Genomic DNA, 26,191 nt, shown 5'->3' with positions numbered 1-26,191 from the left:
GATGAGTTATCCGCAAGAGAATCAGGACCGTTTGCCGCTGGAGTCTTTCACTTGGCGGATCGGGCTCGTGTTGACCTGCGGATTGGGAACGTGCGGCGCTGGATTCGTTCTCTTCGCCGTCCTGTCGGAGTGTTGGGGAACCAACTCCCCTTATTGATCCCGGTACAGCGTGCGGCGGCAATGGCTTCGCATGAACTTCACGACAGGAGATGTCATGAGATGGGGGAAGTATAAGCCAACGGCTCGTCAAGTGATTGTGCTTGTCGCCGTTGGCGTAATTTGGAAAGTGGGCGCGCTTGTCATCTTGTTGCTGGCGTCGACCTGAATGACTTATCTCCGAAAGGTACGTCGATGAATGCGTGGGAATCAACCGTGACGTATCGGAATCTCTTGCTCTGGGGCATCGCGGTCACGACGGGCATTGTTGCGATGACCATACTGCTCTGGGCGACTCCCCGTGCACTGTTGGCGGTCCAAATGATCTTTGACGAAGTTACTCGGTAAAATTAGCTCCAAGCAAGCTCGAATCCCTCTGCCGTCAGCGAACGTTGGAAATCAGCCAGCTTGTCGGGCGCCGACCGAATCCCCCGCGGAGTCTCTTTTTTCTCCAGCGCGAAACTGACCAAGCAGCCGGCCGCTTCGCCGATGCCCCACTCGACCGGATGCAAACGGTAACAGCCGTTGGTCAGATGCGTAGTACCGATGTTTTTGCAGGCCGGGATCAAATTTTCGATGCGCCGCGGAATCATCGCTCCCAGCGGAATTTGAAACGGCAACGAAGCGAAATCGATGTAGTTATCGCCGCCGCTGCTGGGATGCAGATCGATATGGTACGAGCCGACGCCGACCGAATCGGCGAACGACTTTGCCTTTAGCTGTTTGCCCGATTGCCCTGTGATCACAGATCGCTGCTCGGCGCCGACATGTAACTCAGTGATTCTGGTCTCGGCGATGATGCGCCGCGACTCACGAATATAAGGATACTTGGCCATGCCGTCGGTCGTGCCGGTCATTTCGGGCAGCAGCCGCAAACCGGCGAACCCGGCGCCTCCGTCGCTGCGCGGACATTCGGTCTGCAGCCAATAGAAGAGAGACAAGCTCAGCTGCTTCGCCTGATGGATATGCTTTTGCTTTTCGGCCTCAGAGACATCGATCAAATTGCCCAACACGTAATCGTTCTGCGGCCAATTGACCAGCGTAGCGCTCCCTGCAAACGATCCGGGGAGAAAGTTCGCCGTATTGAGAATCCGCCGATAAAGCCACAGATTGAGCGAGCCGGGAGTCGCGGCGCCTGTGGGATCAAAGCCGAGCTTTTTCGGCTTGAGGTCGCGTGGCGAAGAATAGCTCAAATCCAGTAATTTACCCGACCAAGGAGGCGTGAGCGCCGGAACATAGTCACGCCAAAAATCATAGTCGGCCGGTCGATCGCCGACAAAGTCTTTGCCGGCGACGAATTGCAGCGGAAAGCAAACAGTAAACGCTTGTTGATTGGCCGGCGCGGCGACGTCGGCGGCATGTAGTTCCTCCGTGTCGGCTTTCGCTTCGGCGCCGGTGACGTATTCGGTTCCGGTCAACGGTAGGAGATCGCCCAGTTCGGTCGCATCGATAAAGTAAGGCGCCGTCAGCGTCTGCTCGCTTCCTTTATTCAGCGACCGAACCGTCACGCTGGAGATGCGATCTCCTTGCATGTCGGCTTGCACCGGAACGTGTTCCAGCAGCAGCGTCAGCTTACCGCTGTTTTGATAGGGAGCCAGCATCTCGGTCAGCACCGCCAACGCGACGCGCGGCTCATGACAAAGACGCGAAACGCTGCCGCCGCCGGGGTTCAGATTCGTTTGACTCTTCGCGGCGTCGGTTAGCGGATAGTGATCGCGATAATAGGCGCGGATATCGCGACGAAATTTGCGATAGGACGCATTAGCGCCGCGAGTCTCGATCTGAGCATGCTCGTCCGGCGGAACAATTTGCGACGTCAGTTGGCCGCCGATCCAATCGGTCTCTTCGGACATGACGACGGTTAGGCCGCGCCGCAAAGCGGCGATCGCCGCAGCACAGCCTCCCAAGCTGCCGCCGATGATCGCCACGTCAGCGGCAAATTCACCGCTTTGTTCCGGTGCGTCGGCCAATAGCCACGGCGTGCACGAAATCGCGCCAGTCAATCCACCTGCGATACGAAGAAAAGAGCGACGATCGAGAGTCATGAGGATACCAGGCGGGAGAAATCGAAGGGGCGAACGCAGCGTGCAGAGAGGACCGATCAGTAATCGCGGAAGGGGCCTCGCGGATCGGCCGCTTCCATTTCGGCAGTCCAAGCGTCGAACCTCGCTTTTAACTTGGCGAGCATTTCGGGATGTTCTTTCGAGAGATCTTTTTTCTCGCCGATATCATGGGCGAGATCGAACAGGCCTTTGCCGGCGGCGCTGTCGACCCATTTCCAATCGCCAACCCGCGCTGCGACATCGCCGCGACGTTTCCAAAACATTTCTTCACGCGGCGAGCTTGCGCCGTTTAGAACCGGCAGCATGTCGAACCCATCGTAGATCACGTCGTCGGGAAGTTTTCCGCCGATCGCTGCGATCACGGTCGGAAAAACCTCTAGCGACGTGAGAAACTGGTTGCTGACTTTGCCGGCCGGAACCTTGCCGGGCCAATGAACGATGCACGGAACGCGGTTACCGCCCTCAAACATCTTCGCTTTCCCACCGCGAAGGGGCGAGTTGTCCGCCCCCCCTCCTCCGCCGTTGTCAGAGAGGAAAATGATCAACGTATTGTCAGCGATCTGGTGCTGCTGAAGCTGATCAACAACTTTGCCGATCGCTTCGTCCATTCGCTCGACCGCCGCGAGATAGGCTTGTCGACGTTTCTCCTGTTTGCTCTCGCCGCCGGGAAAGTGATCCAGGTATTCCTGCGGCGCTTGGGCGAATCCCCGGATCGAGCGATCTAAATTCGAGGCGCTATGCGGGGCGTTAAACGGCAAGTAGAGGAAGAAGGGGCGATCGTGGTTCTCGTCGATAAAGCGAATCGCTTCACGCTCGAAGAGATCGGTCAGGTAAGTTCCTTTGTCCTCTTCGGTCGGCTGGTTATCGCGAAACATCGACGGCACGCCGTAACGCTCATGCGTAAAGTAGTCGACTCCGGTGTTGGCGAATCCGTAGTACTGATCAAAACCGCGTTGCAACGGCAAATAGCGTTTCAGTTGACCGCCGTCCCACTTGCCGAAAACGGCGCTGACGTAACCGGCCTGTTTCAAAACGTCGGCGAGAAAAACTTCCTGCAGGTCGGTGCCGAGAATTCGTTCGGCGGTAACGGCGTACTCTTCCGGCGTGTAGAGATAGTCGTAGTCGGGCGCTTCGTTGCGGATCATGTCGTACGTGCCGTTACGCTGCGGGTAGCGGCCGGTCATCAGCGATGCCCGCGACGGGGTACAAGCAGGCCACGAGACGTAAAAACTAGTCAGCCGCGTTCCGCTTGCGGCCAACTGATCCAAACGCGGCGTGCGACATCCGTTGTCGCCGATGCAGCTGAGGTCGGCGAAGCCTTGATCGTCGGAAACGATCAAGACGATGCTGGGTGGACGCTTGCTTTTTTCGGCGGCAACGGCATTGGAGACGAGCAACGCGGAAGCCAGCGCGCAAACGAACGTCATCAGTCGAGTCGAAAACATGGGCGAGCATCGGTGAGAAAGGGAGAAATGCGGTGTGAGCGGAATCCGCATGATATCACGGAGCATCACTGCCGCTCAAGAAAAACATTCTCGCCGATTTGAGGAGGCGAATCCAGCAATTGGCCCAAGAAACGAGCCAAGCCGCAACGACGGCGGCCTGATTCTGGTGGTTTGTCGGAAAACGCTTAGTGATGCACGCCGGCTAGATCTTCCAGTCCCAAGCGTTTCATTTTCTTATAGAGCGTCGTACGGTTGATGCCCAATTCGTCGGCAGTTAGGTTGCGGTTCCAGCCGTTTGACTCGAGCGTCTCCAGGATGATCTGACGTTCCGGAGCTTCGAGCGCTTCCTTCAAGGTCCGGCCGTTGGTCCGTTGGACCGAAACCGGGGCGCCCGACGCGATTGCAGCCGGCAATTCGCCGGGACCGATCATCTCGTTTTTCGACAGCAGGACCGAACGTTCAACGACGTTTTGCAGTTCGCGAACGTTGCCGGGCCATTGGTATCGCTGCAGCGCCGAAATCGCTTCCTCGGTGAAGCCGCGGATCTGACGCCCGGTGTCTTGGCGAACTTCTTCGAGGAAGTGATTGGCCAAGCGCGGTATGTCGGTCATGCGTTGACGCAACGGCGGCAGTTCCAGATTGATAACGTTCACGCGATAGAACAAGTCTTGGCGGAACGTTCCCCGTTCGACCAGGTTCGCCAAGTTTTCGTTGGTCGCCAGGATGACGCGCGTATCGATTGAAATCGTCGTATTGCCGCCGACCGGCTCAAATTGCAGTTCTTGCAGCACGCGGAGCAATTTGACCTGCATGCTTTGCGGCGCGGTGCCGATTTCGTCGAGGAAAATCGAACCGGTGTCAGCTTGCTTGAACTTGCCCAGTTTGTCGGTTGTTGCGCCAGTGAACGAGCCGGCGACATGGCCGAACAATTCGCTTTCAAGTAGCGACTCGGGTAAGGCGCCGCAAGCGACTTCGACAAATGGCTTTTCGCGGCGATTGCTGCGACGATGAATCGCGCGAGCCAGCAGCGATTTACCGGTTCCGCTTTCGCCGGTGATCAAGATGGTGGCGCGGGTATCGGCGACGCTGTCGACCATGTCGAAGATCTTCAACATGCGATGGTCGTGGCCGATGATGTTCTCGAGGCCGTAGCGCAGATCGAGCTGTTCTTTCAGTTTTTCGTTTTCGGCCAGGACCTGACGCTGCGATAAAGCGCGGCTGATCGCCATTTCTAATTCGCGATCGATCAGCGGTTTGGTCAGCATGTCGAACGCGCCGAGACGGATCGCTTCGACCGCGTCGTCAGCGGTGCCGTATCCAGTGATCAAGATGACCGTCAGTTCCGGCTGCGCCTTGCGAATGTGTCGCAGCAATTCAAACCCATCACCATCCTGCAAACGGACGTCAGCTAGCACCAGGTCGAACTTATGCTCGGCCAGTTGCGCGACTGCGTCTTGATAGCCGGGAGATGTCGTGACCGTATAGCCGATCTCGCGCAGCCACATGCCCATCGAATCGAGCACATGACGATCGTCGTCGACCAACAGTATTTGGGGCTGACTCATGATTTCACTTTGATGCTTGGCGGGAATTTGGCGACCAGGGGGTTTGCTGGCAGGGCGAATCTGCAGTTGGCGCCGCCAGAGATATTTAGGTCACGCCTTGCCGGAAGTCAACGCACCGGTGCGAAAACGCAACACTGCGGTAATCACTATCCTGCGGGTTGGACGAACGGAATGCCTACTTTTGGCCATTTTAGCCACCTATTGGGGCGTGGTACGCCGCAAATCGCGCACCACCCCGCCAAAAGCACTAGCTATTTACGGGTACAGCGTTAAGATATCCTGTAGTTAGCCAACTAATGTTTGACTGGGCATTCGCGGTCTCATCGCCCAATCTTGGTCAGGTCCCGCTGGTAGCGGGCAGGTATGCATGTAGTTGCACCGCTCGTAAATGTTGTGGAGTAGAGAAAATGGGAATTAACGTCGTTGTTGCGGACGATCATGAAGTGGTTCGCAGCGGACTTGCCAGTCTGCTCAAAGGAACCGAAATCAGCATCGTAGACGAAGCTTCTACCGGTAGCGAAGCGGTTGAAAAAGCGCTTGCCCATCAACCGGATGTTGTGCTGATGGACATTCGCATGCCTGATACCGATGGCTTGGCGGCGCTGGAGAAAATCAAAAAAGAGTCTCCCAATACGCGGGTCGTCATGCTCTCAACGTACGACAACCCGACTTACATTGCTCGGGGAGTTGCGCTAGGCGCTCACGACTATGTGCTGAAGGGATCATCGCGGGAAACGATCGTCACCGCGATCGAAAACGCCGCGACTGATAGCCCGATCGCCGAGGATAGCCTTATGAATCGCGTTCGCGGCGCGATGGCCAAGCGTCAAGAAGCGAAGCACAGCGATATTCCGCTCACCAATCGCGAAATGCAAGTTCTCCGCCATCTGGCGTTGGGACTCAGTAATCGTGAGATCGGTCGTTCGTTGACCATTAGCATCGAAACGGTCAAAGAACACGTGCAAAACATTTTGCGCAAGATCGATGTCACCGATCGCACGCAAGCCGCCGTTTGGGCGGTTCGACGCGGCTTGGTCTAAAGCCAGTCGACGAGCTAGAGAATTAAGAGAGACCGTCTTTCCGAAGGCGGTCTCTCTTTTTGCGCGTTGCCTGCCCGGGAGAAAGCGGCCAAAATGAAAACAGCCGCCAAACTGTTCGTTGGTTTTCCCTTCACTCACAGTATTCCATCGAGAGTCGCCTAATATGAAGCGCTCCACTGCTCTCCTGCTTTTCCTCGTTCTTACCATCGCATCCTGCGCGCCGATGGTCTCTGCCGCCGAGCCCAACGCCGAGCAAAAGGCGTTGTTTGCAAAGTTCTCAGAGACTTTGACAGGCGCGACGCTGGTCGGCAAGTTTACGGTGGTTGGCCGTGACATGTCCCCGAAAGAAGAACGCTACGAAATTCGGAGCGTCCACAAACTAGAGGAGGGAGACCTCTGGCTGTTCAATGCTCGGGTGAAATATGGCGAGAATGACGCGGTCATCCCGATGCCGCTCGAAGTGAAATGGGCCGGGAAGACGCCGGTGATCACGCTGGAGGATGTCGCGATCCCGGGACTCGGCACGTTCAGCGCTCATGTTGTGATCGATGGTGACAAATATGCCGGGACCTGGACGCACGGAGAAGTAAGCGGACATCTGTTCGGCCTTATCGAAAAGACAAAGTCCGCCGCGGCTGAATAAATAAGTCGGTCAAGCGAACGCGTTACGTCAGCGCAATAGAAGAGGCGATTCCGTCAGGAATCGCCTCTTCGCGTTCTTGGGTGCTCTCGCGCTATCCGAGTTATTCGGAAGGCGTTTCGTTGGTCACGCGCGGTTTGGTCACCGGTTCGCCGCTAGGAGCGCTGGCCAGGACTTTCAGCGACTCGATGCAGCTGATCATTTCTTCCAGCTTGATCTCGGACCAGCCAGCCGCTTTGTGGCGAATGATCGCCAACTTCATCGCATCGAACGCGTCGAGCACGTCCTCCGGAAGTTGGCCGATCTCGGTAAACGGTTTGATGAGGGCCGGTTGTTCTTCCAGCGCCGCTTCGTCCCCTTCTCCGTTTTGCGAGACCTCGCGCGGAACCGCGCCAGGACCCTCTTCATCGCCAAAGTCGGGACCTTCCGGAACCGGCATTCCGTCGTGCGGCTCGATATCTCCGAGACTTCCCTTCAACTCCGAATCGCCTCCTTCGGCATGCGGCTCGAAGTCTTCGTCCAGTTCGGTGACGACGATATCTTCATCGCGGGGACGTTCCCCTTCTAGGCTGCCCATCGTTTCCCAACGCTGGCTGCGCATCGAAGCGACCGACCAGCCATTTTGGACGGCGCCTTCTAGCCACATCTCGGCGTCTTCCCAGTCGATCGAGGCCTGGAAGTGACTCCAGAAGAGCTTCTCGAACTTCTCATGGACATCGCCGAAGCGTTCGTAGACGCGACGCAGGCGGCCGACATGCTGGCCCGTGACCGAGCCGACACGGCTCGCCCAGGCTTCGTCCGAGTATTCGGTCGCCGGCGCGTTTTGTTCGGTCAACGACGTGCGCCACTGTCCGATGATGCGTCCCTTTTCCCAATTGGTGGTGGAGACCAATGAGTTCCATTGACCGACGTAGGGTTGCGAAACCGTATTAAGACGAGCGACTTCTTCCGACGAGATTTCCTGATCGTTAAAGTCCGCTGCCGATGCTTCGATCGAATCCATTGGGGATTCGGGCGATTGTTCTTCCATGCCCTGAGATTCCTCGGTTAAAAGACTGCAAGCGCCGCCAAAAAGCGGTTGATCAACTGAAGCGGGTTGGATTCTAGGCGCCTGCCGATAGCTAGAAAACGGGTCACGTCGTGAGATTGTTCACCAAATCTCATCGCCGCGGCGACAAACCGTTTCGAGGACACGGTTTCCAGAAAAAGAAATCGCCGTGAAGTTGCCGCCGGCGTCGGGGATAAGTTGTCGACCAAGCGTCGACGCAGCGCTCAGCTGGTGACGCGCTCGCTCGATTCGAAGCCGCAACCTTTGTGGGCGCCGTCGCAGAACGGGCGATTGGCCGATTGACCGCAGCGGCAGAGCGCAACCGTCGGTTTGTCGATCGTATAGGTATTGCCGTCGGCGTCTTCGAGAGTGATCGGACCTTCGACCAAAAACGGACCGTTGTCACGTACGCGAATCTTTGTTTCCGACATATTCCCTACCCTCGAAAGATGAGGCCTAGTCCTAGCAGACCTGATGCTGCTGAATTCTACCGCAGTCGAACCAGACTGTCTGCGCGTCGCACAGTTATTCGTCGGCGATCGACTAGGGCAACATTTCGCGTTGGTCTTCAGGAATCAGATTATGCAGATGATCGCGAAGCTGCGCACGGGCGCGATGAAGACGGCTGCGAACCGTGCCGATGGGGGTGTTTAGCACTTCGGCGATCTGGTCATACTCTAAGCCTTCCAACTCGCGTAGGATCAACACCGAGCGATGCTCTTCGCTCAGGGTCTCCAACGCCGCGCGGACCTGCTCGACGTTCTCGTGCCGCTGCATCCGTTGTTCGGGGCCGGCTCCACCGTCGACCGGTTCACAGCCGGCGATCTCGCGGCCCAGGTCGACCGAGTAAACCGGCTTGCGGCGACGACGATGACTGACCGCGACGTTAAACGCGATGCGATAGAGCCAGGTATAGAACAGGCTATTGCCCTGGAAGGTGGCCAGCTTCAGGTATGCCTGAACAAACGACTCTTGCACGATGTCTTCGGCGTCTTCTCGCGAGCCGAGAAAGTGAACCAGCGTGTTGAAGAGGCGGTCCTGATATTTGCGCACCAGCAGCGCATACGACGCCGTGTCGCCGGAGAGAATTTGCTTGATAAGCTGGCTATCGTCCACGAATGATGCGCAAGTGGTGAGCGGATCGAAAGGGAGGTCGCGGATGACGGCGCTGCTGGTCGCCGTCGAGACGAGTATTCGGAAAGGCCCCTTTAACGCACACGCAAAGCTGCGAGCAACGTATTGCTCATAGTATTCCAAACCAGCCGGCAATACGAGGAGTTCGCCGCGCCGCGATCGATTACTCGTGATCGCAACGGACGATCTCGGGAGAAAAACCCGGCGGACAGACCGCCGAGTACGCGGCGCCTTCTTTCGCCGGCATCGAATAGCGGACCTACTTACCCGCTGACACGATGACGGCTTGGCCAGATTGAACGGTTATAACGCCGGTTTCGGTTTCGACTTGCAGCGCGCCGGCCCCAACAACCGCATATTCGTCAAATTCGGGCGTTAGTGCGGGTTCGCTCCACCGCCGGGACTGGTCGTGCGCGCCATTCTAATTTCGGAGGTTTGCGAATTAACTCGGCCGATGAATTCTTCGTTTTTTTTCGGCTTGTCGTCTGACGCGGCGATGATGTTGGGCGACCCGATCAATGGGGGCATTCGCCATGACTCTCAGCAGAAGAAGAGACAAGCTTTAAGCTTACTTGCGAGCCGCTTTGCCGCCGCTCGTCGATTCGCTGGATTGTAACGGCCAGACGGTGTGCGGCGGAGAGCGGCGCAGGTAAATCAGCACTACCAAAGCCAAGCCGAAGATCGCCAGGCTGACGTTTTGCGAGATTGTCAGGCCGGTGCCGGCGAACGAAAGTTCGTCGGTTCGAATCAACTCGAGCAGGTAGCGCGTAATCGAATAAATACCGAGCGTCAGCGCGATCACCTCACCGTCATGACGGCGAACCGGATAGTAAAGGGCCGCGACGAAAAAGAGCAACAGCGCGTTGATACTCGCGTAAATCTGTGTGGGGTGAACCGGCACGCTCCAGGTAGGCGGTTTGGGCAGCAAGATGCGGATGATCGTGCCGTCCGCTTTGCGTAGTCGCAGTATCCCTTCATGCGACGCTGCGAGGACCAATCGTTGCGCTGCAACAAGCGGAGGAACCGTTTCGCCGCGACTGTTGACTCCGGCGGTCGGCTGCTCGCCGTTGATCTCGACGATCACATCGCCGGCGGCGAGCACTTGTCCCGAGGCAGGCGAATCAGGGCGAATCAATCCGACCGCTATTTCGCCGCGCGGATTCTGGGTCAAGCGAACGCCGAAAAACTCGCCGGTCTCTAGTTGTCGCTCATACGGCGGACTCCCCTGGGGAAACGGGATCGCCCAGGGGTATTCGCAAACGCCCCCATAACAGCAACCGTTCAGCAAGCACCCGATGCGTCCCAAACAAAGTCCCAGCACCAAGCTGGGGGCGATCAAATCGGCCAGCGCCAAAGCAGGCAGACGATGGCGATAACAAAATGCGGCGAAACCGATCATCGCGCCGATCAACGAACCGTAGACGACCAGGCCCCCTTCGGTAAAGTTGATCGCGTTGAAGAATGTCGCTTTCCAGTCGCCGGGAATGTAGAAGTATTCGTTCCAGTACTCGATGACGAAAAAGACGCGTGCCCCGAGAATGCCGGGGATAAACATCCAAAAAGCGAGCGAATAGATCGCATCGGGATGCAGGCCCATCTTTTGCGCACGATGCGCCGCGAAACTGACGCCGGCGACGACTGCCGCCAGCAGCATGACTCCATAGCCGCGAATCGGAATTCCATGATGCTGCGCGACGAACATCGGCAACCCGAAGGCGATCACTACCGCGACGATGATAATCATCGGCAGATAGCTGGCCGTATCCTTGTTGAAGCCTTGCTTGCGGGCGAGGATCGCCAGCAGTACGGCCGAAACGACGCACCAGACGATCAGCAGCCAACCGAAGCCTGCCAGCGGCAGTCCGAATAGTTCTTGCGGAATTAAAAATAGAGTTTGGCGCACGTGGCCCGTTCTCTCTCGCGGCGGAAGGAAGTACTACTCGGTCGGCGAGAGACTCACGACGCAATTGTCGATCAGACGCGTTCCGCCGACGCGTGCAGCAATCAGAATAACGACTGTATCGGTCGCTGTCTGTAGCGTTTCCAACGTCTGCGGATTCGCCAGGATTGCGTAATCAATCTCACGAATCCCGGCGGCGTGCATCTCGGCCCGCATTCCCGCTGCGATCGATTCCGCATCGCGATCCCCCGCTTCCAGGCGTTCGGTCGCCACACGCAAGCTGCGAGAGATGGACAAGGCGGCCGTTCGTTCCGCCGGTGTTAGATAGCGGTTGCGTGAACTCATCGCCAAGCCGTCGTCGTCACGTACGATCGGGCAAACCGCAATTCGGGTCGCCACATCCAGGTCGATCACCATTTGCCGAATCACGCACGCTTGCTGATAGTCCTTTTGGCCAAAATAGGCGATATCGGCCGGAACCATATTCAGCAGTTTCAGCACGACGGTCGCAACGCCTGCGAAATGCGTCGGTCGTGACACTCCTTCCAGCGGCGACGAAACGCGGGGAGGCGAAACGACGGTCGACATCCCCGGCGGATACATATCGGCCGCTTCCGGTGCGAAAACCCAGACCGGGTGATAATGCGAAAGCAATTCGATGTCGCTATCCAGCGTGCGGGGATATTTTGAGAAGTCTTCGCTCGGCCCAAATTGCGTTGGGTTGACGAAGATACTGACGACTGTGACATCACATTCGGCCGCGGCGCGGCCGGCCAGGCTGAGATGTCCCTCGTGCAATGCGCCCATCGTCGGCACGAAACCGACCGTTAGTCCGCTCTTTTGCGCGGCGACGACTTTGGCCCGAATTTCTTTGGGAGAGTGAATCAGCTCGGGCGTTTGAATGGGGGAGTTGTTCATCACAAATTTCGCTTAGGTCGATCTCATCGCGGCGATCGCTGCGATGATCTCCGTCGCGGCCGCTTCTACATCGGCGCTCGGAATCGGCAGGTAGGGACCGTGCGGTCGTCGCTGGCTGCATATATCTTCGGGAGTTTGCCAAAAAACGAGTAGGCTCGACTCTTGGCTCGCCGTCGTGGGATCGTCTCGCAGGATCGCATAGTCGGTGGTTTGGCGAACTTGCTCGATCAAAGCTTCGACCGCCGCGTCGTTGGGAGCGACGATGCGCACTACCGGATCGGCGGCGTACCATTGCTCGAGAAGCTCACCGAGCGTTCGCAGACAGATAGGATGTCGCATATCTGCGGCGACTTCAACGGCCGGCTCCATGACAAACCGGCGAAACGTCATCCGTGGATGAGGCACTTCTAGCGTCTCGGTATCGATCCGCTGCTGATCAAACAGGAGCAGATCAAGATCCAAGCGACGCGCGCCCCAGCGCTCGATGCGAACGCGTCCATGGTCTTGCTCTATCTCGATCAGTCGGGCATGGACTTCTTCGACAGAGTGATCGGTAGAGAACCGAGCGGCCGCATTGAGGAACTCTGGCTGTCCATCAGGACCGCCGATCGGCGTCGTGCCGTGGTAGCGGCTGACTTGCAAGTCCGCAACGCCGGGCGTCTCACGCAGCATCGCGACCGCGCTATCGAGCGTTTGTCGTCGATCGCCAAGATTGGCGCCCAAAGCAATCAAAGAGTCAGGCATACGCCGCACATCCAGACCAAGGCTTGGAGGGAAGCTCCAATTTTAACGCGATATGGCGCTGGCGTAGTGCCGTCAAAAAACAAAAAGCATAAAGGGGGCATCCGTTCCACACTGAAGTCGACTATCGTTCCAGTCAGTCGTCGCCCTTCACGCCCAATCTTGCAACCGGCTTGGGTGCGTCCTCTTGCGGAGATTCCATTCGCCAGACGCTGCCGGGGCAATGCAAATTTGTAGTCGGTATCAATTAGTAGTTAGCGAAGTTTTGCCTGCTATCCATCGAATGTCAGCGCGCAGTATCACCACGATTGGGGTCGTGATTTTCGCTGCAAGGACGAATGCGTCAGAGCGACTTGGAGGAGATCCAGTGAGTCGATTAGCAGCAAGTCGAAAGGGAAAACAAGCAATATCCGCGAAAGGTTTCAGTCATCACAAGGCACCATTTTCTGGAGGCGAGACGAATTGTCAAGCAACCTAGCGAAATGTTTTTTGGAAGGCCTGCAATTCGGTCGTATTGCGGGGAACAAACGGCTTGAATTGTTTCACAAAAGATGCAATCGAAACTCGAGCCGGTCGCAAACACGCAACAAACTTGTCATCGAATCCGAACAAGTTGCGCCATGCTGGCGATCGAGTTTTACATGCGCCGATGACGCAGCGCCGGCATATGCTGACGAACCTCACGGAGTCTTTCTAGCGAGATTTCCGCCGTGATCACCTCTTCCGCGTCACCGCCGGCTTCCGCCAAAATGGTTCCCCAGGGATCGACGATCAGCGAATGTCCGTAGCTTTGGATCCCATTTGTATAGCGACCATATTGGTTGGCGGCGATCAGAAAAAGCTGATTCTCGATCGCACGTGATCGCACCAGAATTTGCCAATGCGCGGCGCCTGTTTTCGCCGTGAAAGCCGCAGGTAACGCCAAGCAGGCGACTTTTTCTAGATCGTAGGAACGGACAATTTCGGGAAACCGTAAGTCATAACAAATCGCTTGGGCGACGCCGCCCAACGCCGTTTGACAGAGCGAAACTTCGCTGCCCGGCGCGACGAAACTCGATTCATGCACCTGCACGTCCGGCAAGTCGATGTCAAACAGATGGATCTTTCGATAGACGCCGATCTGTTTCCCGAGCGGATCGAAAATCAGGCTAGTGTTAAAGACGCGACTTTCTGTTTCGCTCCGCTCGGCGAAGCTGCCTGCTACGAGATAAATCTGATGTTTCAGCGCGGCTTTCCGCATGCGAACTGCGGTTGGGCCCGAAATCGTTTCGGCATGTTCCACCAAGTTTTCTAAGCGGCCCAAATAGTTAAACAGCTCGGGCAGCACGACCAATTGCGCTCCTCGTTCGGCGGCTTGTGCGATCAGCCGCTCGGCCGTTTGCAGATTGAGCTCTTTGTCCTCGCCGGCGTTCATTTGAACAGCCGCGGCAATCCAGTGACCGGACATGGCGAAATTCCTCAAAAAAGGGGCCAAGCGGCGCGAGAAGTCCAAATTCCGCTCCGCCGCGCGCCGCAGACGCGTGTTATACTAAAGCTAACCCCGAATCCAACGAAGGAAAGCCTGCGCCGCATGAGCACTTCTTCTCAGTCGCCTGCGACGGCCGATAATGGCCCGGTGCGCGAATTGCTCGAATCGCTTTGCGAAAATGAGGACATTCGGGTTGAGTTTTTAACGCAACTGCTAGGGCGAGCCGCTTGCCGCCAACTGGCCGTCTACCGTCTCCCGGATGATTTCGTGCTGTCGGTCGTCGTGCCGGTCTATAACGAAGTCGAGACCCTGCCCAAATTGATCGCCGCGATCCGCGACAACGGAGTCCGCTGCGAGATCATTTTGGTGGACGACGGCAGTCAGGACGGCACGCGGGAAATGCTCGACACCTGGCGTGATCAGTCCGATCTGAAGATCATCTTCCACGAGAAGAATCAGGGGAAAGGCGCCGCGCTGCGAACCGGATTTGTCGAAGCGACCGGCGACGCCGTGATTATTCAAGACGCCGACCTTGAATACTCGCCGGACGATTATCGCGCCCTGTTGCAACCGATCGTGATGGAAGGCGCCGACGTCGTCTACGGCAGTCGGTTCATCCCTGGCGCGCGTAACGTGCCGCGTCTGCGACACTACATCCCCAACAAAGTGTTGACCTGGTGGTCGAATCTATTCACCAATTTTCTGCTGACAGACATGGAGACTTGCTACAAAGTCTTCCGTCGCGAGATCATTCAGAAGATCGGTCCGACCCTCCAAGAAAAGCGATTTGGCGTCGAGCCGGAAATGACCGCCAAGCTTTCGCGCATCCCTGGTCTGAAACTGCGTGAGGTTCCCATTCGCTATTTCCCCCGCACCTACGCCGAAGGGAAAAAGATTGGCTGGCGAGACGGTCTGCGCGCTCTTTGGTGCGTGATCCGATATTGATGAATCAGTCCGACGAACTTTCGCAACAAGTCCGTCGCGGTGCTCGCGCGGTCATCGGCCTGCAGTTGGCGGGCCAAGTCGTTTCGATTGCCGTACTGGCGGCGCTCTACCGCCTGATTGATCCCAGTCAGTTTGGTCTGCTCGGAATGATCTTGCCGGTGACGCTACTGTTGCGCAGCGTCGGTACGTTGGGTTTGAATATCGCGGCGGTGCAGCAGCGAGATCTAACGCAGTCGCAAGCGTCGGCTCTGTTCTGGTTGCAGATCGCCGCAGGCGCCGCGCTGACGTTGGTCGCCGCGGCGCTGGCTCCCGCGATTACTTACTTTTACGCGGCGCCCAATCTACTCGCTCCGGCGCTGGCGATGTCTGGCACATCGCTCGCCGCCAATCTTTTTACGCAGCATCAAGCGATGGCCGAAAAGCGGCTACGACTTCGTGAGTTGGCGATTGTCCGTTTCTCGGCGCAGTTGGTCGCAGGCGTGGTCGCGATATTAATCGCGCTGGCCGGCGGGGGAATCTGGGCGCTGGTGGCCCAGCAATACGTCGAGTTGGGATTACTGACGATCGGCGTCTGGTGGATTGAACCTTGGCGCCCCGATGCTCTACGACGAGAGCCCAGTTTGTCTCCGTTGCTTCACTTTGGCGGTTACTACACGCTGAGCGGACTGTTGTTTGCGGCGGCGCAGAACCTGGACAAGGTGATCCTCGCCGTGCTGATTGGTCATACCGAAGCGGGGCAACGTCTGATTGGTTACTACAGTCAGGCCTACAACCAAATGATGAAGCCGGTTTATTTGACCACCGTACCGCTGGCCTCCGCAATGCTGCCGGCGCTGGCCGCTACGCGTGATCAGCCGGTCCATTTCCGCGACACCGCCGCCGATTTCTATCGCTTCGCCGCGATCGTCATGGCTCCTTGCGCCGCAGGATTGGCGGTCGTCGGACAAAACGCGATGGTCGTCCTCGGCGGTCCTGAGTGGGAAACGGCCGGACTGTTGCTCTCGATCATGGCGCTCGCCGCGCTCGCACAAGGTTTGATCAATATCTGCGGCAGCTTGCTGGCGGCCGTAGGATACGCAAAACGACTAGCGCTGGGGGCCGCAGTCGTTGGTTGCGTCTTGACGATCGGATATGCGATCGCGATTGCGGTCTCGCGACAATTTGCCGGAGAACTGGCCGTTACGATCAGCCTGGCGATCGCCTACGCCGCAAGCACGCTGCTGCTCGCTCCCCTCTATTTGGCCTACTGTTTTACGGTAAGCGATGCCGGCGGAAAGCGTATCACGTCAGCAATGGCGCCGTCGATTATGGCCGCGGTCGTGATGGGGCTGCTCACGCTGGGCCTACAAATGCTGTTGATTCGCTACACGACGTCGCCGCCGATCGTCACCTTGGTCGTGACGATTTTGACGGGGACGATTGCCTACATGGCGCTTGCCCGCGGCGAAGTCCGTTGGCTCTTGCAGCGCATGAAAAATGACTAACGCCAGCGCTACTTTTGTCGCCAGAGCAGGTCATCGGCTATCTGAAGTTCGGCTCGCAGCGCGACGGTCTCTTGCAGAAAACGCTTGGCGTCGAGCGGATATCCGGCGGTGGGACGAAGCTGCGGATCGTGTGAACGCCAAAACGCGTTGAACGCTTCCATCGTCAACTCACGCAAGTACTTGGCGGTCATCGATGCGAGCGCCGCCGGCAAGAACTCTTCGCCGCCCTGACGAAACTCGATCAGGCAGTTTCCTTGTTCGCGTCGCCAGTCGTAGCTGCTCCGCCGCCGTGACTCTTCGCGAACCCTAATTAGCAAGTCGCCGAAGGTTTCTTGCAGCAGCGGCGCATAGCGATCGCGCCCCCCATGTTTATCGCAAACAATTGTCACATCGCCGGCCTCTTGCGGAAGCAGATCGCGAACCAGACGGAGCGTCGTTTCGGACAGGACACGGCTTTTGTTGCCGCTGCGTAGTCGCTCGTTAAACTCGCCGGCGAAGAGCAATGCAGCGCGAACATCAACCAGACGCACGCCTGATTTGTCGAACGTTTCCTGCAATAGAGCGGCGCCGTCATCGATTTCCGCCGCCGAAATAACGCCGGGTAAGGGACGATCAAAATCGGCGAACCAGGGTATCGGCGCAAGTCGATCAAGCCCAGCTTGGCCGATCTGGACCAGGGCCGAACGCCAGGAACCGATGTCGCGTTGGATAAGTTTCGCCGCCGTATGAACTCCCCGTTCCAGCGGCGCGAGCGACTTTTGGGCGGTGAACAGTTTTTTGGAGTCGGCGATCAGCAGACGCGTATCGCGCGAGGAAGATTTTGCAACGGCGACCACTTCACCGAGCGCCTCGTACAAATCGTTGCCGGAGAGCGAGTCTGGCGCTTTCCAGACCGTCGCGGCGATGACCAACGGACCCAGGTTAGGGCCGTAGCCTGCTTCGTCGACGCCGATCAACCATGTCATACGATTCGCTTGTCGACTATTGGAAACGGAGCAGACCAAAACCGGCCGGCGTTACGTCAGGATCCGAGGGAATCGTCCACGCTTGAAACCCGCTACCCGTGGCGATGCGCTGCAGACCGATGCTCCAGGTATCACCCGACGCCGGCGGCGTCTTCGCCAAATCGGTTAGCAAGATGGCTCCTTCGACGGTCCAGATCCCGGCGATGTCGTCCGCTTGAACATACCACTGCGGATCCCAGGTCGGATCGCCGAAACTCGATTCGTTTGTCCAACCGCACCAGTCCACGGCAAGATGGTGGAACGAAGCGTAATCGCGGTCGATATCAAGGAATAGCTCGAAGCGATCCCGTTTCGCGAGATCGGCGTCACGCTTACGCTGTCCGCTCGGCTTGTTGGTGTAGTTGGAGCCGGGCGCATGCTTGGCGCGGATTGCGAAATAGAGGTATTCGCGATCGTACGCCAGGAAAACCGCGGCTGGCCACTTCGAGTCGTCACGCTTGGGGCTGTTTAGCTCAAACGGCTTGCAATGTCTCCAGGTTTCGTCATCGAGTCGGCCATCCAACTTTGGCGGCGAAGTGACTCGCAAACACATGGCGATCGATTTGGGCGGAATACCGACGTTACGACCAAGGACAAACTCGGACTGTGCACAGGCGCTCCAGGGATCGTTCTCCCCTCGTCCAACCAGACGGTGCAGCAGGTTTTCGGAAGTGCGCCCCGAGCCTTCGCTGCTGAGCGCTCGCGATACGGTAAACGCAACTTCCGGGCGAGCGATCACGTGGGGATATCGGCGGCTATATTCCTGGGCCAGCTCGGCAGCGGTGCGAGAATAATTTCGACCGATGGAGACGGCCTGTCCGGTCGATACGAGTCCTGGTTGAGACGGTTTGTCGATCGGCAAAAATGCGGCGGCCGGAGTGACCGCTGTGGGGTGAATTTCTGCAGCCAGCGGAGCGGCTTCCGCAGTCGAATCGGCGGTGGCGAAGCGGTCGGCGACTTCGCGACTACCATAGAAGGTCAATAGCCAGGCGACCGCTTTTTCGGTCAACGGATGATCTGGAAATCGATCGACCATTGCCGACAACACTTCGGCGGCCATGGGGCCATTCCCGCCGGCGTGCTGATGCATCGCTAATTGGTACAGCGTTTGTGGTCCGGTATCGCCCGGCAAATCGCTGGTCAAATCGCCCAGTTGAGCAATCCAGGCCGCTCCGCCGTTGGGACGCAAGCGGGCCGAAGCGACGATTCGCTGCACATTGTGCCGGCGCTGCGCCAGCCGACGTAGTTCGTCGAGATTGCTTGAAGCGAGCGACCGTTCGGCTCGGCGGGAGACGCCGCCAGAGTCGAGTGGAATGCCGGAAAAGAAATCGCGATCGCCAAACTCGCTTTGCAATGCGTTGCGGTTAAGTTCAAACGAGATCGCGGCCGGCGCTGGGGCTTCATCGTTATGCAATAAGCTGCGCGACGCGGTCGCATGTTCGTTGAAGGACATCGCTAATTGGGGCGCGATTTGCGTTCCGGTGATCGTGATCGCGCCGTCTTGTCCCTTGGGGAGCGCCGCAAAAACCTTTTTCACCAGCCAGGGAGTCAGACGAAGCGATTCGAGCTGATCGGGATAGGCGTTAGAGTCGGCTGCTTTCTCAACGGCCGAGAGGACGATTTGATTGATCAGATAACCGGTTGCGTCGGTCCCGCGCGGATCGGCGTATTCGGTTAGCACCACTTGCGGTCGCCAGGTGCGCAACTGTCGCACCATGCGTTCTTCGGCTCGCTTTAACGCGGCGCCGTCGTTCGCTTGATCCCAGAGCTCGACGATCTTGCGGCCGTCGAGTCCGAGTTTGTCGCTCGGAAGCGGGAAGCTCGCGGCGTAGTCGACGTCGCTGATTCCCAATTGAAGGCAGGCGGCTCGGATCTGATCGGTATATTGCAATTCGATCGCCGAGGAGGTCTCGGGACGACCGATGATTTCTACCGCGGTCAGATAACCTTCCGCCGCCGACAGGCGACTAAACGCTTCGCAGGGCAGCTTTTGTCCGCTGCGGAACGCGCCAAACAACGCCGCTTGCTCGCCGCCGCGACGCTGCGCAAACCAACTGGCGCCGCCGTCATGGGTCGTGAGAATCGTGCCGAGCGATCCGACCGCCCAGCCGTTGGTTGAATTGACGAAGGTCACCGCATGGAGCGGCGTTCGAATTCCGGTCGGCGACGTTTCCCAGTTGGCGCCGCCGTCATGGGAGGTCAGTGTGAGCGAGCCAGGCGAACCGACAATCGTAATCCGATCTCCGCTAATCGAGACGCCGTGAGCGTCGAATTGTCGCCCTGTCACTCCAGGCAAGTTGCTGGTGCGTGAAGTCCACGAGATGCCGCGATCCGTGCTCGTCATCACCAGACCAGCGTCGCCGACGACCGCTGTAGCGCCTTGCAGATCGAGTGCAACTTGATGCGTGCGGCGATTTTGATCAGCCGGAATTGATTCGCGATAAACTCCTTCATCAAACCAAGCGGTCGCGCCATCCGCCGCGGACAACAGCACTCCTCGGCCAGGAAGCAGCGCCAGCGATCGCCAAGGGTGAGGCTTATCAATCGCCAACGGCCGCCAGCTGCGACCGCCGTCGCGCGTCTCAAACAAGCCGGTTGGGTAAATCGGCGACGGATCGGCGACAGCGAAACCATGGTTGGCGTCGGCGAAGGCCGCGTCATGCAAACAAGGGACCCCGAGATTGGAGATCTCACGCCACGAGCGACCGCCGTCGATCGTACGCAGCACGACCCCACGCGAAATCCGACTGTAGGGGGTGATTTGTCCGCCGACGATCCAGCCGCGCTGATCGTCGGCAAAGGAGATTGCTTGTAACGAAACGTCGACGCCAGAGGGGATTTGCTCCCAATGGCTACCGCCGTCACGCGTGCTCCAAATGACGCCGTGGTCTCCCACCGCGAAACCCGTGTGGGGATTCTGGAAATGGACATCGTGCAGCGACGCGTCTCCCGAGTAACTCGCTGCAGCCCAAACCGAACTGGCGAAGAAAATCGCGACGATTGATGCAATCGAAACGGATGCTCGGCGGTGGCGAATGTCCATCCTTGGACTCTCAGTGCTAGCAGATGAAAGGGAGAAAACGCCGCCAGTTTAGAGGATGCCGAGAAACGGGGCCAGACTGACTGTAGCGATTGCACGATCGGTTCCTATGCCGGCCAACCGCAACTTTGACGCATTCACCAGTTATTGTGAAGATTTTGGCCTACATTTTTTGGGAAGGTTTCTGGGTCAAATTCGTGAGTACTCCAAAATGACAATTCAATCGGTTCGGAAGTTGAACGTCGTGGTCGTCGATGACGATCCGAGCATGAAACGTCTTCTGCTGCAAGTTTTGGCGAATCAGTTTGAGGAGCAATTGAACTTGTGGGGATTCACCGATCCTCATGAAGCGCAGCAATGGATGGATCAGAATTGCTGCGACTTGCTGATCAGCGACATCGAGATGCCCGACATCGACGGGATGGGGATGCTGATTTTCGCCAAGCGGCGCAATGCCTGGACGCAAGTGATTTTCTTGACAGGGCATTCTTCGTGGGATCGCGTCACCGAAGCGATCGAAAACGGCGCCTCGGACTTTCTGCTCAAACCGCTGAACAAAGACGAGTTGATCAAACTGGTCGACCAAGAGCTGGAACGGTTTATCCGTTGGCAGACGGCGCTGCGGGGACGCAAAACGACCGCTGTCCCCGGCTAGGTCAAACAATTGCTGAGATGCACCGCAGGGACGACTTATCGTCCCTGTTCTCTTGCGCATTCCGTAGCAATCTGTCCAAACGCGCCAATCGGAGTCGAGCGAGCGAAACGCCGATTGGCGAATTGGCTATCGCCGTGAATTAAAGGGCGCTCGGCAGCAGATTGGCGAAAAGTTGGCGATCTTGTGAGAGATCTTGCAGCCAGTCGGCCAGTTCCGAGAGCGGCCCGATGATGGCCGCTGTATCTTGCTTGCTACTGAGCACGACTTCTTCCATCTGATGCACGGCATGGCTGACATCGTGAACGGGGACCACTTGGGCCGCCGATTTGATGCTGTGCAGCGTGCGTAAGAGCGCCCGATGGTCGGTAGAATTGCAAGCGAGCCAGTCGCGCAATTCGTCGATTCTTTCTCCAAGTTCGACGCGAAACGTTTCCAATAAACTACCCGCGGCGATGCTCGAGTCTTGCATTTCACTCGCAGTCGGCTGATGCGGAGATTGTGTCACGGGGGCTTCCGGCGCAGGAGGAGCTTTTACCGTTTTCGCGGCGGACGCAGCATTGGGCGAATTGCCACTCCGGCGCAGGATTAAGTCATCCGCGATCGCCACCACGCGATGAAGTTCTGGCTTGGAGATCTGCGCGTCGGCGCCGACCGCTTCCCCCTTTTTCGCATTGTCGGGCGTGACGATTGACGAATAAAGAAGCACCGGCAGTTGTCCAAGGCCGGGATGCTCTTTGACGCGTTTGGTCAGATGGAAACCGTCGATCTGCGGCATTTCGACATCGCTGATAAGTAAGTCGGCGATCTCGGCCAGATTTTGTTTCGCCTTCCACTGCGCTTCGAGCCATTCCCAACACAGGCGACCGTTTTCGAACGGTTGAACTTGCGTGTAGCCGCTGCCAGAGAGCATCGCAATCATCGCTTGACGTACGGTGACCGAGTCGTCGGCGACCACGATTCGCAATTGTTCTCGCGGCAGTTGGTGCGGATTCGAGACTGCGTCTTCCCGCAATGTTTTCTCGGTGATCTGATCGGCGATCATTTCAAAGTCGAGCATGGAGACGAGTTTGCCGTCAATCTGCGCCACGGCGGTAACGGGGGTGCTGCCGGTCGCCATCACCGCAGGCACGGCCAAGATTTTTTCCCAGCTGATGCGATGAATTCTCGCGACCGCATCGACCGTAAACGCGGTTTGCATCCGGTTAAAATCGGTCAGGATCATCTGCTGGTCGCTGCCGGGATCGCTTTCGATCTGCAGATGTTTGCGAAGCGAAACGCAGGGAACGACATTATTTCGCAGCTGAAAAACGCCGAGAACCGAAGGATGCGCCTGCGGCAACGCCGTCATCGTCTGGCGAGGCAATACTTCGCGCACTTTGGCGACATTAATGCCGAAAGTAAATCGCCCTACGCTAAATACGAGAATCTCCAGCTCGTTAGTGCCGCTTTCGAGCAAGATATCTTTTTGCAGCAGAATGTTGCTTACAGATGGCATCGGCGTTCATTCGTTGGAGGGGACTAGTGTAGAGATCTCCCTCATCATAGATCGGCACGCCGCTGCTAGCAGGCTGACGAATCTTTGCCAGCCTGCCTAATTGATCGGACTGTTGCGATCGACGTAAGATGCAAAATGGAGCGGATTGTCTAGTCATCCTCCCCGAAACCGCCGACTCCGCGGCGAATCAATGCGTCTTCGCGGACTTCGTGTCTCTTCAAATTTGCGGCGAACGCGTTTAGGCGGGTTCTCGCGATTTGCAGCGTCGTTTCCAGCGGCGGCTCATCGTCGAGCCAAGAGATCAATCCGTCCAGTTCCGCTAGAAGCTCGGGATGTTCTCGCTCGATCTCACGGGCTTCAGGCGCGAGCGTCGTTCGTCGCGCCACCGCTTCATCCAAGCAAGACCCTTCTTCCTCTTCACGGAAATGGTGGGCCATGTTTTCCCGCAGTCGATGAACTCGCTCGCGGATCTTTTTCCAATCGGTCTGCGAATCGCATCCATGCTGATCGCCGAGACAGCAAGCGAAGAGTTTGTCGAGTTCCACATTGAGCTGACGATGCTCTTCGCGAACATGGCGACGAATGCTTTCGTCGCTACAGTTGAGATAGGAGTTACCAGTCATCGTACGCCTCCTTGGCTCGTCGCTATGACTTGCAATTGGCGGCGAGCTATAAACTACTCCGCAACCTTATCGGGTTGGCGGAAAGTTAGTACTGGGCATTTTGCTTTGCGAACGATCGTTTCGGCGTTGCTGCCCATAAGTAAGTGCAAAAAACCTGTTCGTCCGTGCGTTCCCATGACGATCAAATCGACCTTTTCTTCTTCCGCTAAGCGGAGGATTGCCTGCGGCGGGTCGCCGCTGACCAAACGATGCACGCATGGTACGGCGGCGTCCGTAGGTCGAACTTCATGCATCATCTTTTTCACTTCGTCGAGCGACGGTTCCATCATGCCGTAGTACATTTCGCCGCCGCCGTAAGCGGTGGGCGGTTCTTCGACATGCACGATGATGATCGTGGCTCCAAAGTCTTTGGCGATCGCTGTCGCCAATCGCATCGCGGCGTCGCCGCAGTGCGAAAAGTCAGTCGGAAAGAGGATCTTGTTCATTTTCATGGCTGCATCTCCTTCACTATTAACTGTACGCCCGTTGCGCAACGAACGAAAGCGTTTTCGATGCGTCAAATTGACGCACCAGATGTAGGCGCCGGCTCACAGGTATAGCCGACGACGATTCATTCTACAGCAGAATTCCTCGCCAGCGATCAGAATCAGCGGCGACGATAGCCGCGCCCAGCGCGGCCGCTTCGCGAGGCATGCTCGCCGTGCGGCAGGGAACGCCCACGGTTCGAGAAAAGTAAGCGGCGATCCCTGGAGTCAGCGCCAGCCCGCCGCAAAGCAAGACTCCTTGCTGAGCCAGATCCCCGGCAAGTTGCGGCGCCAACGGCTGAATCAATTCTCGGATTCCAAGTGCAATTTCGGTGAGCGGCTTTTGAATCGCTTCTCGCAGCTGCTGCGTAGTAATTTGGGAAGTGCGGGGAGCTCCGGTAATCCCGTCGGAACCATGGATTTCGAGCGCTGCTTCTTCTTCGCACGAAAAGGCGGAGCCAAATTCAATCCGCAGGGTCGCCGCCTGACTCGTACCGATCCGTAGATTGAAATCGGTGCGGACGGCGTCGACGATCGCCTGATCCAGCGTGTCGCCGCCGATCGGCAACCGGCGCTCAGCTAGCACTTCACCTAGACAGGTCGCGACAATATCGGTTTGCGTTGAGCCGATTTCGCAAGTGCATGCGGCGGTTGCTTCTAAGACCGGTGCTCCTCCGCCAATCGCCGCGGCGACGCTACGTAAAATCAGCCCAACGTGCGCCGCTCCAGCGCCGCGCAAAGCTGTTATCAGCGCCGCACGTTCGACCACGGTGGCGCCGCTCGGAACGGTGCAAATGACTTGAGGGCCGAAAAATGAGCGTCTCGTGGCGCACTTCTGCAGAAACTGCCGCATCATCGCCTGACAAATCAGCGGATCGGCCACGCGCCCGGTTGCTAGCGGATAGGAAACGGCGACTTCGCTGGGAGTCCGATCACGCAGCGCTTGCGCAAGTCGCCCGACTGCGGCGCCCTGGTGCAAGATGTGACCGGTGCTGGTTTGGACCGCTGCGGCAGTTGGTTCATCCAGGACGACTCCTTCGTCGCCGCGACAGATGATCGTGGCGCCCGGACCAAGATCGATCGCCAGGTTTTCGCGCGAGAGCCGAATCATGCCCGAATCCTTTCAGCGCAATAAAAAACGGCTGGTCCAGATGGATCAGCCGCGATAGCTTACGAAATTTGGCGAGTAGCGCCAGCGCCAAACTAGCCGATGGCCGATGGCGCCGCCGCGGGCAATGCGATCGCCGTCGCGGGCGAAGCTTGCGAAACCTTCCATTGCGGGAAAGTGCCGAACCGGTTCAGTTCGAGGTACATCAAGATCGCGCCGATCAGCAAAGCGATGAACGACAGGATCAGCAGCATCGAATAGATGTTCAGCTTTTGTTTGGGGGGATTACCCGAGCTTTGTGGAGACATAATCACCCTTCTTAATCTCGCCCTTGCGATACTCGCGTTGGATTTCACCAACCGAACGATCGGGGCTCACTTTTCGAATAATAACCCGACCGAGATACTGGTCGCCGCGGAAAATGTCAAGCGTGTTGCCGATGCTTAAACCATCATCTTTGCCGAGCGAAACTTCGACGAAGTTGTTGGCGCCGATCGCGGTCACTCGTCCATCCAGCTTCGGCGGCACGCCGTCGACGTTGGTGAACTCGGTCAATCCGTTCGCGTTCAGAACGCGACGTTGGCGAGCGGTTTGCTGGGCCAACTGACCTTCGCGTTCTTTCAAACGTTCTTCGTTGGTTTGCAATGTTTGCACGCGGTCGCTGGTCGAGACGACGTTGGCGAACATTGCGTCACGATTTTGCTGAGCGGTTTGCAGCTTGTTTTCTAGCTCGGTATTTCGCGTTTCGGCGGCGATTGCGACTTTGCTGGCCTGATCGAGCGCGGCGCTCTTCTGGTCCAGTTCTTTCACTTTTTGGTCGAGCGACGCTTGTTGGGTCGCCAACTGACGCTCTTGTTGCGAGCTGCGAACTTCCAACGCGGCTAACGCATAGCGCCGCGCGGCTCGTTCTTGCTCAAGCATTTGTTTCGTTTCACCCAACTGCTGTTCCAGCTCGGTTCGCTTCGACGAAAGCGTTTGATTGGTGGTCGTCAGCGTTTTCGCTTCGTCCTTCCAGTTCTTGTGCGTGGCGTACACGGCGACTGAGAACGCCATGAACACGAGACTCATCACAAAAATGAGGACCGTGAATATCTTGCCGATGAGGTTCATCGAATTCGACTCCTTTGTGGCTCACGCCAAACCCGAAAAAGGATGCTTCGGGACGCGCCGCAGGCGCTACGAAAAGTGGAAGGGA

The 26,191-nt window shown here is 57.5% G+C and carries 26 protein-coding genes; 7 read left to right on the top strand and 19 right to left on the bottom strand.

The features are described 5' to 3' along the window. The first annotated feature begins 1 nt into the window (after window position 1). Together DSM3645_RS30565 and DSM3645_RS31670 are read left to right on the top strand one after the other, a co-directional pair. Window positions 2–157 carry a hypothetical protein gene (locus DSM3645_RS30565; RefSeq protein WP_002655542.1) on the top strand — a complete coding sequence of 52 codons (156 nt, stop codon included), beginning with the start codon at window positions 2–4 and terminating at the stop codon, window positions 155–157. A 215-nt stretch (window positions 158–372) separates the two neighbouring features. Beyond that, entirely contained in the window at window positions 373–504 is a 132-nt protein-coding gene (locus DSM3645_RS31670) for a hypothetical protein (protein ID WP_261339874.1), read from the top strand. Between the two features lie 2 nt (window positions 505–506). Here the strand turns inward: DSM3645_RS31670 and DSM3645_RS25570 are convergent, their stop codons facing one another. The 3 genes from DSM3645_RS25570 to DSM3645_RS25560 all read right to left on the bottom strand — a co-directional run bounded on the left by DSM3645_RS25570 (window position 507) and on the right by DSM3645_RS25560 (window position 5,229). Further along, window positions 507–2,201: an FAD-dependent oxidoreductase gene (locus DSM3645_RS25570; RefSeq protein WP_002655539.1), complete on the bottom strand. Its 1,695-nt coding sequence runs from the start codon at window positions 2,199–2,201 to the stop codon at window positions 507–509. A gap of 56 nt (window positions 2,202–2,257) precedes the next feature. Next, window positions 2,258–3,664: a sulfatase-like hydrolase/transferase gene (locus tag DSM3645_RS25565; protein ID WP_002655538.1), complete on the bottom strand. Its 1,407-nt coding sequence runs from the start codon at window positions 3,662–3,664 to the stop codon at window positions 2,258–2,260. Window positions 3,665–3,849: 185 nt separating this feature from the next. Beyond that, window positions 3,850–5,229 carry a sigma-54-dependent transcriptional regulator gene (locus DSM3645_RS25560; protein ID WP_002655537.1) on the bottom strand — a complete coding sequence of 460 codons (1,380 nt, stop codon included), beginning with the start codon at window positions 5,227–5,229 and terminating at the stop codon, window positions 3,850–3,852. A 407-nt stretch (window positions 5,230–5,636) separates the two neighbouring features. Between DSM3645_RS25560 and DSM3645_RS25555 the strand changes: the two genes are divergently transcribed. Both DSM3645_RS25555 and DSM3645_RS25550 read left to right on the top strand, forming a co-directional pair. After that, window positions 5,637–6,269: a response regulator gene (locus DSM3645_RS25555; RefSeq protein WP_002655536.1), complete on the top strand. Its 633-nt coding sequence runs from the start codon at window positions 5,637–5,639 to the stop codon at window positions 6,267–6,269. 223 nt (window positions 6,270–6,492) lie between these two features. Continuing rightward, the gene (locus tag DSM3645_RS25550; RefSeq protein WP_002655535.1) at window positions 6,493–6,912 is read left to right on the top strand and encodes a hypothetical protein; all 420 of its coding nucleotides are present in this window, start codon (window positions 6,493–6,495) and stop codon (window positions 6,910–6,912) included. Between the two features lie 100 nt (window positions 6,913–7,012). Here DSM3645_RS25550 and DSM3645_RS25545 read toward each other — a convergent pair whose 3' ends face one another. The 8 genes from DSM3645_RS25545 to DSM3645_RS25505 all read right to left on the bottom strand — a co-directional run bounded on the left by DSM3645_RS25545 (window position 7,013) and on the right by DSM3645_RS25505 (window position 14,097). Beyond that, the gene (locus DSM3645_RS25545) at window positions 7,013–7,939 is read right to left on the bottom strand and encodes a hypothetical protein (RefSeq protein WP_002655534.1); all 927 of its coding nucleotides are present in this window, start codon (window positions 7,937–7,939) and stop codon (window positions 7,013–7,015) included. A gap of 242 nt (window positions 7,940–8,181) precedes the next feature. After that, window positions 8,182–8,388, bottom strand: a complete 207-nt coding sequence (locus DSM3645_RS25540) for a CDGSH iron-sulfur domain-containing protein (protein ID WP_002655533.1) — start codon at window positions 8,386–8,388, stop codon at window positions 8,182–8,184. 112 nt (window positions 8,389–8,500) lie between these two features. Next, entirely contained in the window at window positions 8,501–9,214 is a 714-nt protein-coding gene (locus DSM3645_RS25535; RefSeq protein ID WP_237564935.1) for an RNA polymerase sigma factor, read from the bottom strand. Between the two features lie 252 nt (window positions 9,215–9,466). Then, window positions 9,467–9,619, bottom strand: a complete 153-nt coding sequence (locus tag DSM3645_RS31545; protein WP_002655530.1) for a hypothetical protein — start codon at window positions 9,617–9,619, stop codon at window positions 9,467–9,469. A 40-nt stretch (window positions 9,620–9,659) separates the two neighbouring features. After that, entirely contained in the window at window positions 9,660–10,994 is a 1,335-nt protein-coding gene (locus DSM3645_RS29015; protein WP_002655529.1) for a prolipoprotein diacylglyceryl transferase family protein, read from the bottom strand. Between the two features lie 33 nt (window positions 10,995–11,027). Beyond that, window positions 11,028–11,909 (bottom strand): pantoate--beta-alanine ligase, encoded by an 882-nt coding sequence (gene panC, locus DSM3645_RS25515; RefSeq protein ID WP_002655528.1) that lies wholly within the window; start codon window positions 11,907–11,909, stop codon window positions 11,028–11,030. 12 nt (window positions 11,910–11,921) lie between these two features. Next, window positions 11,922–12,653, bottom strand: coding sequence for a 2-amino-4-hydroxy-6-hydroxymethyldihydropteridine diphosphokinase (gene folK, locus DSM3645_RS29010; RefSeq protein WP_002655527.1), 732 nt, complete (start codon window positions 12,651–12,653; stop codon window positions 11,922–11,924). A gap of 634 nt (window positions 12,654–13,287) precedes the next feature. Then, window positions 13,288–14,097, bottom strand: coding sequence for a carbon-nitrogen hydrolase family protein (locus DSM3645_RS25505; protein ID WP_040353016.1), 810 nt, complete (start codon window positions 14,095–14,097; stop codon window positions 13,288–13,290). Window positions 14,098–14,220: 123 nt separating this feature from the next. Between DSM3645_RS25505 and DSM3645_RS25500 the strand changes: the two genes are divergently transcribed. Both DSM3645_RS25500 and DSM3645_RS25495 read left to right on the top strand, forming a co-directional pair. Then, window positions 14,221–15,063: a glycosyltransferase family 2 protein gene (locus tag DSM3645_RS25500; protein WP_116344571.1), complete on the top strand. Its 843-nt coding sequence runs from the start codon at window positions 14,221–14,223 to the stop codon at window positions 15,061–15,063. Continuing rightward, complete coding sequence (locus tag DSM3645_RS25495) at window positions 15,063–16,547, top strand: oligosaccharide flippase family protein (protein ID WP_002655524.1); 1,485 nt, start codon at window positions 15,063–15,065, stop codon at window positions 16,545–16,547. Before DSM3645_RS25500 ends, DSM3645_RS25495 begins: the two co-directional genes overlap by 1 nt. A gap of 8 nt (window positions 16,548–16,555) precedes the next feature. Here the strand turns inward: DSM3645_RS25495 and DSM3645_RS25490 are convergent, their stop codons facing one another. Further along, window positions 16,556–17,512, bottom strand: coding sequence for a hypothetical protein (locus DSM3645_RS25490; RefSeq protein ID WP_002655523.1), 957 nt, complete (start codon window positions 17,510–17,512; stop codon window positions 16,556–16,558). Between the two features lie 16 nt (window positions 17,513–17,528). Then, entirely contained in the window at window positions 17,529–20,594 is a 3,066-nt protein-coding gene (locus tag DSM3645_RS25485; protein ID WP_002655522.1) for a YCF48-related protein, read from the bottom strand. A gap of 208 nt (window positions 20,595–20,802) precedes the next feature. Between DSM3645_RS25485 and DSM3645_RS25480 the strand changes: the two genes are divergently transcribed. Beyond that, entirely contained in the window at window positions 20,803–21,246 is a 444-nt protein-coding gene (locus tag DSM3645_RS25480; RefSeq protein WP_002655521.1) for a response regulator, read from the top strand. 139 nt (window positions 21,247–21,385) lie between these two features. Here DSM3645_RS25480 and DSM3645_RS25475 read toward each other — a convergent pair whose 3' ends face one another. The 6 genes from DSM3645_RS25475 to DSM3645_RS25450 all read right to left on the bottom strand — a co-directional run bounded on the left by DSM3645_RS25475 (window position 21,386) and on the right by DSM3645_RS25450 (window position 26,106). After that, entirely contained in the window at window positions 21,386–22,741 is a 1,356-nt protein-coding gene (locus DSM3645_RS25475) for a chemotaxis protein CheW (protein WP_002655520.1), read from the bottom strand. A gap of 149 nt (window positions 22,742–22,890) precedes the next feature. Next, a complete protein-coding gene (locus DSM3645_RS25470; RefSeq protein ID WP_002655519.1) occupies window positions 22,891–23,364 on the bottom strand; it encodes a hemerythrin domain-containing protein in 474 nt (157 codons plus the stop codon). 53 nt (window positions 23,365–23,417) lie between these two features. Further along, on the bottom strand, window positions 23,418–23,855 hold the full coding sequence (locus DSM3645_RS25465; protein ID WP_002655518.1) for a universal stress protein: 438 nt from the start codon (window positions 23,853–23,855) through the stop codon (window positions 23,418–23,420). Between the two features lie 124 nt (window positions 23,856–23,979). Continuing rightward, window positions 23,980–24,999, bottom strand: a complete 1,020-nt coding sequence (locus DSM3645_RS25460; RefSeq protein WP_002655517.1) for a rod shape-determining protein — start codon at window positions 24,997–24,999, stop codon at window positions 23,980–23,982. A 92-nt stretch (window positions 25,000–25,091) separates the two neighbouring features. Then, window positions 25,092–25,304 (bottom strand): hypothetical protein, encoded by a 213-nt coding sequence (locus DSM3645_RS25455; RefSeq protein WP_002655516.1) that lies wholly within the window; start codon window positions 25,302–25,304, stop codon window positions 25,092–25,094. Next, window positions 25,282–26,106, bottom strand: coding sequence for a hypothetical protein (locus tag DSM3645_RS25450; RefSeq protein ID WP_002655515.1), 825 nt, complete (start codon window positions 26,104–26,106; stop codon window positions 25,282–25,284). The genes DSM3645_RS25455 and DSM3645_RS25450 overlap by 23 nt, the downstream gene beginning before the upstream one ends. Between the last annotated feature and the right edge of the window lie 85 nt (window positions 26,107–26,191).

Source organism: Blastopirellula marina DSM 3645 (genome assembly GCF_000153105.1).
GTDB lineage: Bacteria > Planctomycetota > Planctomycetia > Pirellulales > Pirellulaceae > Blastopirellula > Blastopirellula marina.
The sequence above is the reverse complement of the archived record's forward strand: the minus strand, read 5'-3'. Positions and strand labels throughout refer to the sequence as shown.

What these genes read in the sequence shown, in the direction of transcription:
- DSM3645_RS30565 (WP_002655542.1), top strand. Translation starts at nt 2, where the DNA reads ATGAGTTATCCGCAAGAGAATCAGGACCGTTTGCCGCTGGAGTCTTTC.
- DSM3645_RS25570 (WP_002655539.1), bottom strand. Translation starts at nt 2,201, where the DNA reads ATGACTCTCGATCGTCGCTCTTTTCTTCGTATCGCAGGTGGATTGACT.
- DSM3645_RS25565 (WP_002655538.1), bottom strand. Translation starts at nt 3,664, where the DNA reads ATGTTTTCGACTCGACTGATGACGTTCGTTTGCGCGCTGGCTTCCGCG.
- DSM3645_RS25560 (WP_002655537.1), bottom strand. Translation starts at nt 5,229, where the DNA reads ATGAGTCAGCCCCAAATACTGTTGGTCGACGACGATCGTCATGTGCTC.
- DSM3645_RS25555 (WP_002655536.1), top strand. Translation starts at nt 5,637, where the DNA reads ATGGGAATTAACGTCGTTGTTGCGGACGATCATGAAGTGGTTCGCAGC.
- DSM3645_RS25550 (WP_002655535.1), top strand. Translation starts at nt 6,493, where the DNA reads ATGGTCTCTGCCGCCGAGCCCAACGCCGAGCAAAAGGCGTTGTTTGCA.
- DSM3645_RS25545 (WP_002655534.1), bottom strand. Translation starts at nt 7,939, where the DNA reads ATGGAAGAACAATCGCCCGAATCCCCAATGGATTCGATCGAAGCATCG.
- DSM3645_RS25540 (WP_002655533.1), bottom strand. Translation starts at nt 8,388, where the DNA reads ATGTCGGAAACAAAGATTCGCGTACGTGACAACGGTCCGTTTTTGGTC.
- DSM3645_RS31545 (WP_002655530.1), bottom strand. Translation starts at nt 9,619, where the DNA reads ATGCCCCCATTGATCGGGTCGCCCAACATCATCGCCGCGTCAGACGAC.
- panC (WP_002655528.1), bottom strand. Translation starts at nt 11,909, where the DNA reads ATGAACAACTCCCCCATTCAAACGCCCGAGCTGATTCACTCTCCCAAA.
- folK (WP_002655527.1), bottom strand. Translation starts at nt 12,653, where the DNA reads ATGCCTGACTCTTTGATTGCTTTGGGCGCCAATCTTGGCGATCGACGA.
- DSM3645_RS25505 (WP_040353016.1), bottom strand. Translation starts at nt 14,097, where the DNA reads ATGTCCGGTCACTGGATTGCCGCGGCTGTTCAAATGAACGCCGGCGAG.
- DSM3645_RS25500 (WP_116344571.1), top strand. Translation starts at nt 14,221, where the DNA reads ATGAGCACTTCTTCTCAGTCGCCTGCGACGGCCGATAATGGCCCGGTG.
- DSM3645_RS25495 (WP_002655524.1), top strand. Translation starts at nt 15,063, where the DNA reads ATGAATCAGTCCGACGAACTTTCGCAACAAGTCCGTCGCGGTGCTCGC.
- DSM3645_RS25490 (WP_002655523.1), bottom strand. Translation starts at nt 17,512, where the DNA reads ATGACATGGTTGATCGGCGTCGACGAAGCAGGCTACGGCCCTAACCTG.
- DSM3645_RS25485 (WP_002655522.1), bottom strand. Translation starts at nt 20,594, where the DNA reads ATGGACATTCGCCACCGCCGAGCATCCGTTTCGATTGCATCAATCGTC.
- DSM3645_RS25480 (WP_002655521.1), top strand. Translation starts at nt 20,803, where the DNA reads ATGACAATTCAATCGGTTCGGAAGTTGAACGTCGTGGTCGTCGATGAC.
- DSM3645_RS25475 (WP_002655520.1), bottom strand. Translation starts at nt 22,741, where the DNA reads ATGCCATCTGTAAGCAACATTCTGCTGCAAAAAGATATCTTGCTCGAA.
- DSM3645_RS25470 (WP_002655519.1), bottom strand. Translation starts at nt 23,364, where the DNA reads ATGACTGGTAACTCCTATCTCAACTGTAGCGACGAAAGCATTCGTCGC.
- DSM3645_RS25465 (WP_002655518.1), bottom strand. Translation starts at nt 23,855, where the DNA reads ATGAAAATGAACAAGATCCTCTTTCCGACTGACTTTTCGCACTGCGGC.
- DSM3645_RS25460 (WP_002655517.1), bottom strand. Translation starts at nt 24,999, where the DNA reads ATGATTCGGCTCTCGCGCGAAAACCTGGCGATCGATCTTGGTCCGGGC.
- DSM3645_RS25455 (WP_002655516.1), bottom strand. Translation starts at nt 25,304, where the DNA reads ATGTCTCCACAAAGCTCGGGTAATCCCCCCAAACAAAAGCTGAACATC.
- DSM3645_RS25450 (WP_002655515.1), bottom strand. Translation starts at nt 26,106, where the DNA reads ATGAACCTCATCGGCAAGATATTCACGGTCCTCATTTTTGTGATGAGT.